This is a genomic window from Microcoleus sp. BM001215392 (assembly GCF_036700185.1).
Classification (GTDB): Bacteria; Cyanobacteriota; Cyanobacteriia; order Cyanobacteriales; family Microcoleaceae; genus Microcoleus.
Window position 1 is genome coordinate 1 of sequence record NZ_JAUBOJ010000226.1, and the last position, 11,848, is coordinate 11,848.

The following is an 11,848-nucleotide window of genomic DNA, read 5'->3' on the forward strand; positions in this document are numbered from 1 at the left end:
GTCTGACATCTGCGGTTTCTGTATCGATCGAAGACTTATGCAATCTTGTCTAATACCAATTTAAAACGAAATAACAGTATTCTTGTTCCCCCCCCTTTTATAAGGGGGGGCTAGGGGCGTCTTCGAGTGTTGCACAATTTTAGATAAATGGTATAACAATTATTTGGCGAAAGTGAAGCGGAGGGTTGCTTATTTTTTGCGATATTAAAATATCGATTAAATACTACATGATTCTCAAGACCGATAAACCCAAAAAATACAGTTGTATCATTTTAGAAACTTGTATTAGATGCTGGTTTTTGAATTGATATTGATTAAAAAAATTGAGATTGATTTTTTCCTAGATTCTTAGCACGATACATCGCACTATCGGCATTTCTGACTAAAGTTTGTGACTCTTGACCGTCCATAGGATACAAACTAATCCCAATACTTGTTGTGACAGAAACTGTATGTTCTTCTAAAATAAAAGGCTGCACGATCGCCGCGCAAATTTTTTCAGCTACTTTCGCCGCTTCGTCGCGACCAGGAATTCCTGGCAAAATGACAGTGAATTCGTCGCCGCCCAACCGCGAGATAATATCGCTCCCGCGCAAGCATTTTTTGAGCCTGCCGGCCACTGCTTGTAAGAGCAAATCCCCCACATGGTGTCCGAGAGTGTCGTTAATTGACTTAAATCCATCTAAATCTAGGAACAGTAAAGCTACTAATTCCTGATTGATAGAGGCTCTTTCAAGACAGGAATGCAAGGATTCGTGAAACATTTTCCGGTTCGGCAAACCTGTGAGAGCATCGTGATAAGCTTGGTGGCTGAGTTCAGCATTTTTTTGCTTGAGGGCATCTTCTAGGCGCTTGCGTTCGGTCATATCCCTAATCGCTCCGACTAAAAAAAGGTTGCCGGCAGCATCTTTGTGCAGGGATCTTTTGGTCGAAATCAGATGCGTGATTCCGTGAGCGTCGGTAAAATATTCTTCATTTTCTAGCTGCTGGTGAGTTTGCAATACTAATTCGTCTTGCTGCCAAAATATATCGGCTTCGGCTTGGGGAAATAAATCGTAATCTGTGCGGCAAACTAAAATTTCTAAAGGATAGCCGATAAACCGACAATATGATTGATTCAAAACAACCCAGCGGTGATTTCTATCTTTGACAAAAATCGGGTCGGGAATTGTATCAATTAGCCATTGCAAGAATTCTTTAGACCGTTTTAATTCTTCTTGTAAGTGAGCCAGATAACCTACAACTGCGGCGCCAGAACCCAGAAGACTGAGGAGGGGAGGAACTAACGGCACCCACCAACCCGCCGCACAGGCTAAGTATAAACTGGCACTCAGACCGATACAGATAGTTGACAAACACCAAGCCGATCGCCGGAGCGATCGCAACTTCCAGCTCACGCTGGCTCCTACCCACGACCACAGTAAAATCCACAGCCACTCTGCTACCTCGGGCCAAACTTTGATACTCCCGCGCCCGTCAAGGGCCGAACTCAAAATTTGGCTCAAGAAATGAGCCTGAATCTCGACCCCGGGTATTTGTTGGGGAGAAGCAAACAAACCCGAGCTGTAAGCATTTTGGTGAAAGTCTTTGAGGCTGGGGGCTGTTGAGCCGATCAACACAGCGCGCGATCGCACAAAATCAGCCGGTACTTTGCCAGAAAGCACGTCGCTCATCGATGCACTGCGGAAACTGTCTCGCGGGCCGCGCAGGTTGGCGAGAATTTGATAGCCGCGGCTGTCCGATCGCACGTAAGCACCATCATTCGGTTTAAAACGCCGAAACACCCCCTTACCTAACTGCAAATATTTAGGACCAACTGTGGCGGGTTGAGGGGAAATCCCTTCGGTTTCGAGGTAAAGCAAAGCCATTTTCAGCGCGAAACTTTCATGGGTTTTGCCATCTTTTGGCCAAGCGTAGAGCAAAGCTCGGCGCACTTTACCGTCAGCGTCGATGACAACGTTGTTGAAACCGATGCGCGAGAGCTTGTTAAGTACCGAAGGCGGCCGAACTCCGAACCTAGTGTCATCTGGCATCAACTCAATGCCGATTAAGTTGGGAATAGTTTTAAAAGTTTTGAGCAATTCGGCGTTACCCGGTTGAGCCGGCAAATCTCGGTAAACGTCGAGACCGATCGCCCGCGGCTTAAGGGCGTGCAATTTTTGCAGCAATTGTGCCAATACAGCATCGGAAAGTGGGTAGCCGTATTTTTGCAAGTCAGCTTCATTAATTTGGACAATGACGATGCGCGAGTCCATTGGTTCGGCGGCTCGCCAGCGTATAAAGTGGTCGAAAGCAGCCCATTCCCACACCTGCAAAAATCCGAACCAGCGCAGTAAAATCACTGTACCCGCAACGATTGTGGCAGTAATCAATACTCTGCGTTCTCGATCGAGCCATTTTTTGATAGTTTCTAGCATATTTTGGGAATTTTTGCCTAGATGTAGGAGTATCTAAGCTACTACTACATCTAGCTTTTACATCTCTCGGACGCTCTGCTCAGTCGATTTTTTTGTTTGAGATGTTAGATTATCCAATTTCTTGGTTTTTCAGTGCGTTCGATGGATTAATTTTTAATTCTCGTTTGTCTAATTGTCTAGTTTTTCGGTCGATATCGGGAGTCTATTTTATATTTTAGATTTAAAATGAGCTAATTGTTGGATTTTTTGGTGCTAGCGATCGAGATGCAATATAGAAATTTGATTTGTTAGTCTAAATACGTTGTTTTAGCAATAAACTTGCATTGCATAATTTTTTTATCCCACGTTCTATCGCAGACCAAAGGCAGAGTTAATTTTTAAAGTATAAAATTGAATAAATTTAATCTTTTCTAATGAGTCTGGAACCAGAAACCTTATTTCTGTTTCGGGATTTTTGATTTAAATTTCATAGTATTAATTCGCCAAGATCGGAGCAGAAAGTCAAAGAAAAAATGAATTTTTAAGCTAATTAATTTTTACTTTTTTTTAATTGTAGATGCAAGATTTAAGATTAATTTCGCAGCCCCAGGCGAAGAGCAAGTAAGTTAAAAACGATATTGACTGCGTAAAAATCTAAAATCTGTCATCTACAATTTCCAAGTAGTCTGTCAGTTTTTAAAGTTGCGGGGGCCAGGATAACCTGATAAATCAGCGAGTTCATCCAATTGTTTTGTCCCAGAATAAAACTGACCTTTAATTTCCCATGTCGGGAAACCTTTGACATTAGCAGCAGCAGCTTGGCAAATTTCTGCACGGGAGTTTTGTCCCTTAGGATCGCATTCAAAATAATCAATTATTTTGGCTGCTTCTTTGCCGAACAGCAGTTTTTGGTCGTGGCAGTGGGGACACCAGTAAGCGCCGTATTCTTTGGCGCCGATTTGTCTCAAATGCTGCGCTAAAGCAATTTGTGCCGGCCCTGAGGTTGTAGTGACGGCAGGAGGTGCAATACCAGGGCTAGAAACAGTGACAGGCGCCTTGACACTGTTGTAAAGTCCCAAAGCACCGATCGAACTTACCATCGCCACCAAAATGCCTGTAAACACCAACCCTCCGATATCTTGCCACTCGCGGCCGACTAGCACCAGCACAAACAGCGACAGGGAAAATACGGCGGAACTGATGCAGTAAATGCACAGTTCCTGAATTTCAAAAGCCATCAAATATATCAAATAGCTGCTGAAAATTACCATCGCAGAGGTGATGATAAATAGGGCTTGCCAAGTTTGGTTTTCGAGTTGAGAGTGTAGTCCTTTATTGGTGTCGGGATTTACGGCTTTGGGAACGAGTGCCAGAATTGCTATGCTCAGGTAAGCCAGACAACCTAATAAACTTAAAGGCACTGTACCAAAAACTGTAGCGTAGGGACTGTTGAGAACTTTGTCGCAGCCGCTGGTGGGACAAATGACTGAGCCTGTCGTGAATTTAGCGATCGTCAAATAGGCCGTTTCTAGGACGCCAATGGCTGCGATCGCTGCCATCACAGTCCTAGACCAGCGATGAATCCAAGGGGTTGAACGTCGGCGAATCATTTTTTGATTTGGTAATTGCTAATTGGTAGTTGGGAATTGGGGAGAATTGGGAATTGGGAATTGGGAATTGGGAATTGGTGCTTTTTTCAACTGTTGGCTCTATATCTCCGTAGGGTTCGCATTGCGTACCTTACGGTTACAAGTAGCGCATCAAAGATTTTTTACGCAAGTCCTGTATTACCAATGACCAATGACCAATGACCAATGACCTATTCCCCATTCCCCATTCCCATTTTACGTTTTACTTCCGACTTTTCCCGGTTCGGGTGTGGGCCCTTTTGAGCCATTAGCGTCTCTGTTTTGCTGTTGGCGCTCTTTCTCGGAAAAGCCGCGGCGGGCGGCTTCGACAAACTGACTGACGCGGATCGGATCGATCGGCTGCTCGATGCGCCCGTTGCGTTTGAGAGAGCTTGAAACAATTACACCATCTGCCGCTTGCATCAGGGTGGAAACGTTTTCCCACGAGGCGCCGCTACCGATGAAAACTGGAATTTCCCCTGCTGCTGCACTCGCGAGTTCTAAGTCTTCGAGATTGGGAGGGCTGCCGGTTGTCCAGCCCGAAAGAATCACGGCGTCGGCTAAGGCTCGCCCGATCGTCTCAGAGACGGCGGTTGTCAAGTTGGGGCTGCCCAAGGGTCGCCCGTGCTTGACTAACACGTCTGCGAAAATTTTGACATCGCTGCCCAATTCCCGGCGGTAGCGCAGTAGCTGGTGTGCTTGACCTTCAATTAAGCCTTGATCTGTGGCCATGATGCCGTTGAGGACGTTGACGCGGATGAATTGGGCACCTGTGCAGGAGGCGATGGCGATCGCGCTGTGGGCGTCGTTTCGCAGCACGTTAATGCCGATCGGCAGCGTGACTAGATTGGTCAGCCTCTCGACTACCAGCGTCATCGCACTTACCACAGCCGGATCTACGCTGTCTTTGGCAAAAGGAGCGTCGAAAAAGTTCTCGACTATGATACCGTTTGCGCCGCCAGAAGCCAGCGCTGTAGCCTCTTGCTCGGCTCTTCCGATAATAGCTTTGAGGTTCCCGCCCCAGCGGGGAGAAGTTGGCAAAGGCTGTAAATGTACGACACCGATTATGGGATTCGGCGTTTTGAATATTTGTTTTAAGTCCACGGGTTTCCTGAAACCACCAAGTTCACGCTTCGGCTGACGGCGGGTTGTGACGGTATATTCTAGAATTCTATATCCACGCGGGCGATTCCGATGACTCAATCGCGCGGCCTGGTTGCTAAAACCCGGAATTCAGTAGCAGTTAGCCGATGTCAACTACCCAGCATCAAGCGGAGTACCGCTACGATCTGGGCTTGTATCTGAGCTCCACCGCAATTCCGAAAACCTTTGCAGGATTTGGGCTTTAGTTTCACCGCTCGACACATTAGGGGATGCTGACAAGCTCCCCGTACCAGTCCAGTCTTGCCGAACTAGCAACGTCCTCATTGCAATATTTCGCGCACCAATCAAATCAGCGTGCAACTCATGACCGCAACATCCACATCGAAACAATAGCCCTTTATTTGGTCGATTAGCGTCTGAGGTATGCCCGCATTTTGGGCAGCTTTTCGACGTGTAATGAGCTGGGACTTTGGTCGCCAGCGAACCATTCAGGTTAGCTTTATAGTCAATATAGCCGTGCAGTTCGGCGTAAGACCATTTAGCTTTGTTCCGATTAGCCTTGCGTCTTTTCTTGCTTGCCTTTTTGCCCGACTTGGTTCTAGTTCTGTCCCGTATTCCGGTCAAGTTTTCTAATCCAATCAGGCTCGAGGGCTTGGCAATCTCCTTGCTGATTTGGTGGTTCACATCAGCGACAAACCGTCTTTCTCTCCCAGACAAAGCGATTAATCTTCGCTTGGCTGAACGAGTGTCTTTACGCTGAAGAGTTATTCGTGCCTTGTGATAGCGATTGGCTTTATGTCTAACTTCCTTACCTGAGTAGAATTTAGAGGTATTTTGTAAGTCTGTTTCTACAGCAAGATAGCGCATCCCCACGTCAATCCCGACAACTCTGGTTATTTTTAGGGGGTTGACTCTAGGTACTTCTACTTCAATGCTTACGATTAAGTAGTAAGTCTTGGAAGAGCGCTGATAGACAATTTTAGCTGCTCCAATCTTAGCACCATTGGCAATCAAATCTAGATGCTTGTTGTAGCCGTCATACGATACCACTATTCGACCATGCAAAGTAATAATGCTTACCTTGCGCTCAGTCTTGAAAGAGTAGTCGCGCTGATAATTTAGAGTGCAAGTCCGAGAAATATACTTAGGAGCTTTGTCTAACCCTTTATATCGTCTCTTGGTATAGCCTTTGGCAATAGCATCAGCAGATTGTTTTACTTTAGTCCACAGGGTTTTGTAGGTTCCAGAAACTTGTCTGGGTACGTTGCAAGCCATCTGCGCTCCCAGCCCAAATCGCACTCGCAATTCGCTGTAGACAGCCTTATGTAGTTTCGCTCCATTACTGGTCTTGCCCGCATCAAAAGCAACTTGTGAAGTATAGTTCAAGGCATCACGATAGGCTAAAGCAGTCTGACATACCAAAGCTTTCTGCTCTGCGGTTAGGTTGAGTTTCAACTTGGCGGTGATTACTTGGGACATTAGCTTCACAAACTCTGATGATATTGTATCTCGTGAAAACCAATATTGCAATAGCGAAGGCTAAAGATTTGTTTGGGGGTACACAGCTATGGCACATTCCTCCCGTCACTCAACGGAGTACGGTGAGAGTGCCCGACTCCTGCTGTTGATGTTGACGTTGCCCGAAGAGTCGGTCGTTGGGTCTAAAATTTTGGCATCTGGGCGACTGCTGTGTCCAAGCAAGCATCCGTTTTCGATCGAGGTTAATTGTTGAAAGTTGTTCTGATCGTTTTGGGCCTCACCTGCGGATTGTGGGCAGCTATGGAAGTGCTGCTGCGGGTGGTGCTGGGTTTTGGAAATCCCTTGATTTACATTGCCGATGCCGAATGCGGCTATTTGTTGGCACCCAACCAGAAAGTGCGCCGTTTGGGCAACCGAATCGAGATTAACGAGTATTCGATGCGTACGGTCGCGATCGCTCCGCTGCCCGAACCCGAAACTCTGCGCATCTTGCTCTTGGGTGATTCTGTCGCCAACGGCGGTTGGTGGACGGATCAGACAGATACAATTTCGGAACTTATGGCTCGCCTGTTGAGGAGAGAAGCGCACAATCTGGCGATTTATCCACAATTCGCGTCAAAAGTCAACTATTCAGATGTTGAAGTTCTCAACGCCTCGGCTAATTCTTGGGGGCCGAGGAATCAACTGGCTTATGCCAAGCGGTTCGGTGTTTTTGGTGCAAAGGCTGTGGTGTTGCTGCTGAATACGGACGATTTGTTTGCATCGGCTCCCTGTGCTGAAGTTGTGGGGCGCGATCGAGCTTATCCTTCGCGCCGGCCCCGATCCTCCGCCCTAGAGTTGTTCACCCGCTACTTGCTACCTGCTGTGCCGACTGGCGAATTGGTAGCGCCCGGAGCTACAAGCCGGGATTTAGTCGGCTGCAATTTAGAAGCTATCAACCAAATCCACAAGATAGCTGTATCGGCTAACCTGGAGTTTTTGCTAGCTGTGACGCCCAAGGTGGGCGAATTGGGCGGCGAGGGCCCTCGCGACTGGGAAGTCAAAGCTAGAGAGCGTCTCGCCGAACTCGTCGAACGTGAGAAAATTACTTACATAGATTTTCTTCCTATTTTCAATAGTGCAGCGAAACTTCCCACTTTGTATCGAGACAGCATCCACCTGAGCCCGGAAGGAAATCAGCTAGTTAGCAAAACTATCAGCAGTGAAATAGTCGCTGTTTTTTTGCAGAATAAATCGTGACTTGAGCCAACCAGAGACACTTGCTCCCGACTTGTGTTGTGGAAAGCAATCAGAATTAAACCTTAGTGCAAACCCCGAGATTCATCTGTGGAGTCAATCTCAAACCTTGAATCTGAAAATCGACAGTTTCATTCTCAAATAGAGGATGTGGAGCCAATCTCAAATTTTCAATGCAAAAATCGACGGTTTAAGCCAGCAGATCGGTGGAATCAATCTAAAATCTAAAACCTAAAATCTAAAATCGACTGATATCGCATCCGGTTGCACCCGAACAGTTACCCTTTTTACCGAACAACTAACCCAAACTGGAGAAGCAGCCGGAAACGACACGATTTGTCTGAATTTAGCTAACTTGCAAAGTAGACTCTAGCTCTTTCGGATACCAGGCTTGACCGTCGAGAGCCATTTGCTCGATCGAACTCGCAAGCCGCAGAGCTTTGAGAGCTTGTTCGCCTCCCACAGAAGGCTGATTTCCACCTCGCACGCAATTAATAAAATGCTCCAATTCTGCGTGGAGCGGTTCAATATTGCTGGTGTAAACTTTCTCGATCAGTCCATCTTGACGGTAAAGCACCTGACCGTAATCCGTCACATAATTGGCGGTTGTTTGTCGGTGAATCAAGATTTCGTTGTTGAGAAAATCTGCCTCTGTCAAAGAGTTTTTGCAGTGAGCGGCGATTGAACGCAGTTTGCGGTGCGTTACCTTGCTAGCAGTCAGGGTGGCTACAATGCCGTTAGCAAAGTTGAGCGTCGCTGTCACGTAGTCTAAATAACCTGAATCTGAGGCTCTACTGCCGCTGGCGGTCAGCTTCACCACTTGGGAATCTGCCAATTCCAGGAGCAAGTCTATGTCGTGGATCATTAAATCCAAAACTACCGATACGTCGTTAGCCCGATCGGAATAAGGACTCATGCGATGAGCTTCCAATGCCAGTAGCTCTTCAGTTTTCAGCACTTTGCCGAGTTCCTGAAAAGCTGGATTGAAGCGCTCGATGTGTCCCACTTGCAAAATCCGGTGGGCTTCTGCTGCGGCATTGACCAAAGATTCGGCTTCAGCAATGCTTGCCGCGATCGGCTTTTCAATTAAAACGTGAACTCCCGCTTGGAGACAAGACATCCCCACGGCGTGGTGCAGGCGAGTTGGAACGGCGACGCAAACTGCATCTACGTGGGCAAGCAAATCTCGGTAGTCTTCAAAGAAGCGAACCCGGTATTTGCTGGCTACATCAATTCCCCGCTCTACATTTATATCTGAAACACCCACAAGCTCGATATCTTTGAGCAAGCTCAGAACTCGCGTGTGGTGCTGGCCCATATTGCCAACCCCAATTACCCCAATGCGGAGGGGTTCGGGTTGACTTCTGCCGAAAACATTTCCGTATCCCAATGACATCCTATCTAGCACTCCTGGATTCTCCTCCACCACAGGAATCAAGCCCGTTGGCTTCCCTAAGCTACGCTAAGCCATCCAGATAGTACCACAGTCAAACTATTTGTGAAGAATTTCTAAGTTAAGTTGCGATTCTGGCCCGGAGTGCGATTAAGCAGAAGCTACTTGCACTCCCGGTCAGAATGTTGCGTAATTTTTTCTGCTCATTGTGTCTTGACAAATTCGCTTTAGTCTGCATTGCACCCTCTTGCCACACCAACTCGGCATCAGATTTTGTTCTTATCTAAAAATAAGAAAATTATTTTTGAGTCAAAAATAATAATTTAAAAGTAATAAATCATACAAGAGTTATAGGGAACAACTGTAATAATTCGGATGTTAAAATTTGGCTATCCTGGAATTGACAGAAATTCATGTTAAGTATGCGAATATCTACTGGCGATCGCTCTATTAAATCAAATAAACTTAGGGAAAACCTAATGAGGCTTACCATGAATCGGAAACAAAGGCAGAGGTTGGGAGGCGCGATCGCCAGCACAATGTTAAGTTTGGCAGCGGTGTCATTGGTAGGAGTTGACCAAGCACAAGCGGCCGTACTTACCTACAATTTCAAAGTGCAAAATAATAATGCAGGTAGTGGTTTTTTTAAGTTAAGTAACTCGTCGCTCACAGGAATAGGATTGGAACAAGTTGCAGTTTCCGAGGGAATATTCAACACTATTTTGAGTCTGAGGTCTCAGGGACTCCAAGGCAAAGAATACTACAATTTGGCGGGGGTTACAGCTTTATTTTATCAAGGAGATTTTCGCGGACTGCGAGCAAAGGGCAGCGACACAGCGACGACAGAATTTATCGTTCCTCCAGACGCACCGGGAGGGCCTTATTCCATGAAGACTAACGGCAGCGCATCTTGGTCTATGGATACCAACGGGCTGGAGAGTCCAACGAGGTGGGTATCTCTGTTCTGGGGCTATAAGGAGGTAAGAATTACGCCCATAAACCGTCCACAATATCTAGCAGAACGTATAATTATCAACGATACCGGTGTTTCTTATACTCTGGTGGATACCGCAGCCGAACCAGTTCCCGAACCGATCGCCGCGGCAGGTACAGCTTTAGCATTGGCAGGTTTAAGCTGGTTAAAATACCAGAAAAAAATGGCAGCTTGAGGCTGATAGCTATCAACAATTGAGCAGCTAGCAGTCACTTTTCGGAAAATATTCGAGTTGCAAAATTTTGCGATCGATTGGGAGACAAAGCCCGGGCTTTCAAAATCGCGGCGACCAAAAACGCATAGGATAAAACTCCCACCACAGCCAGCAACATTACGCTGAGTGCACCTGAAGCGTTCCACAAAGCGTGAAGTGCCGAAGCGCTAAAATAACCTACGCCCAAAATTTGCCAGCGCTTGGGCGGTTTGAGAGCGCTCAAACCGATAAAATATCCCAAATAGCCGCTGTAAGCCATGTGTCCGGCGGCGGAGCCCAAAATTCGGGGAATTAGCAATTGCAATCCTACTAATTGTCCGGCTTCGGGCCCTGCTTGCAGGGTGATATTTTGGATGATATTCGGGACGTACTGACCTAGAGTTTCTAAGAGTGTAAAGCCGACTGCGGATGCACTTCCTAACAAAATTCCGTCTAAGGGTTCCCAAACGCCGATGCGATCGCGCCACGGATTTTTGAGCAAATTGCCCAGGAGCAAGGCTCCCAAAACGGGCAGGGATTTCAGTAATTCTTCCATCAGACCCGCCCCGAAGAACATTCGGAGCAAAAAAGACAAAAAATTGATTTCTTCGCCTTCTGTGGGTAAGCGGCCGGGCAAAATTTCTCTAAATACTAATATAAATCCAATCAATAAGGGGCTGCGCAAAATCAGAACTGTAGCTAAAGCCGAACCAAGCAATAGCCACCAAGGCTTATGTTTCCCGCACAGTCGATATATGAAGTAGTAAGCAGCACCGATAATGTAAGCTGACAGCAGAAAGTTAAATGCTGAAGAATTTCCGACGGCGACAAACATCGACACGACAAAGATAACTGTGGCTATACCTGGATATAAGTAGGCTTTTTGGCTTAATTGTTTGCCCGTGGAGGCGATCGGGAATAATTGAGTTAAAGTTAGAGCGTCCTTTTCAATTTCCGGAAAATTGCCTGTTTTTGCTGCGGGGAATCGAGATTTATTTGGGTGAGGGGCGCCGTTCGATTCAAAGATGAATTCCGGGCCGTCTTGGCCGAGACTGATGCGATCGCCTGAAAGTAAAGTTTGGCAGCCTTGCAACTTTTGACCGTTGATATAAGTTCCGTTAGCGCTGTTGAGGTCGCAAACTTCCCATCTCGTCCAGCTTCCTTGAGTCAGGGGACGGATGGCAGCGTGACGGCGGGAAACCATGCCGTGGGCGATCGACTCTAAAGCTATTTGACAGTTGCGATCGCGTCCTATCGCCACTTCGCCGTATTCAGAAAGTTGGTACTTGGACGCTGGCCCGGACGCAGCGCCTTTGGCGGGCACTTGTCGCAGAAATCCGATTTCATTAGTCATTAGTTATTAGTCATCAGTCATTGGTTATTGGTTATTGGTTATTGGTTATTGGTTATTGGTTATTGGTTATT

Annotated in this window: 8 protein-coding genes; 2 read left to right on the plus strand and 6 right to left on the minus strand. The window is 46.7% G+C overall.

All coding sequences use genetic code 11. The features are described 5' to 3' along the window. Positions 1–314 precede the first annotated feature (314 nt). The 4 genes from QT974_RS21635 to QT974_RS21650 all read right to left on the minus strand — a co-directional run bounded on the left by QT974_RS21635 (position 315) and on the right by QT974_RS21650 (position 6,607). Positions 315–2,417 carry a CHASE2 domain-containing protein gene (locus tag QT974_RS21635; RefSeq protein WP_333470479.1) on the minus strand — a complete coding sequence of 701 codons (2,103 nt, stop codon included), beginning with the start codon at positions 2,415–2,417 and terminating at the stop codon, positions 315–317. Positions 2,418–3,085: 668 nt separating this feature from the next. Further along, on the minus strand, positions 3,086–4,006 hold the full coding sequence (locus QT974_RS21640) for a vitamin K epoxide reductase family protein (RefSeq protein ID WP_333470480.1): 921 nt from the start codon (positions 4,004–4,006) through the stop codon (positions 3,086–3,088). Between the two features lie 234 nt (positions 4,007–4,240). Then, on the minus strand, positions 4,241–5,128 hold the full coding sequence (gene btpA, locus QT974_RS21645) for a photosystem I biogenesis protein BtpA (RefSeq protein ID WP_333470481.1): 888 nt from the start codon (positions 5,126–5,128) through the stop codon (positions 4,241–4,243). A 153-nt stretch (positions 5,129–5,281) separates the two neighbouring features. Continuing rightward, positions 5,282–6,607, minus strand: coding sequence for an RNA-guided endonuclease InsQ/TnpB family protein (locus QT974_RS21650; RefSeq protein WP_333470482.1), 1,326 nt, complete (start codon positions 6,605–6,607; stop codon positions 5,282–5,284). 249 nt (positions 6,608–6,856) lie between these two features. Between QT974_RS21650 and QT974_RS21655 the strand changes: the two genes are divergently transcribed. Continuing rightward, positions 6,857–7,846 (plus strand): SGNH/GDSL hydrolase family protein, encoded by a 990-nt coding sequence (locus QT974_RS21655; protein ID WP_333470483.1) that lies wholly within the window; start codon positions 6,857–6,859, stop codon positions 7,844–7,846. Positions 7,847–8,189: 343 nt separating this feature from the next. Here QT974_RS21655 and QT974_RS21660 read toward each other — a convergent pair whose 3' ends face one another. Next, positions 8,190–9,239 carry a Gfo/Idh/MocA family oxidoreductase gene (locus QT974_RS21660; protein WP_333470484.1) on the minus strand — a complete coding sequence of 350 codons (1,050 nt, stop codon included), beginning with the start codon at positions 9,237–9,239 and terminating at the stop codon, positions 8,190–8,192. Positions 9,240–9,727: 488 nt separating this feature from the next. On the opposite strand from QT974_RS21660, the gene QT974_RS21665 reads away from it, so the two are divergent. Continuing rightward, positions 9,728–10,405, plus strand: coding sequence for a hypothetical protein (locus tag QT974_RS21665; protein ID WP_333470485.1), 678 nt, complete (start codon positions 9,728–9,730; stop codon positions 10,403–10,405). A 34-nt stretch (positions 10,406–10,439) separates the two neighbouring features. Here QT974_RS21665 and QT974_RS21670 read toward each other — a convergent pair whose 3' ends face one another. Next, entirely contained in the window at positions 10,440–11,777 is a 1,338-nt protein-coding gene (locus QT974_RS21670; RefSeq protein ID WP_333470486.1) for a PrsW family glutamic-type intramembrane protease, read from the minus strand. Between the last annotated feature and the right edge of the window lie 71 nt (positions 11,778–11,848).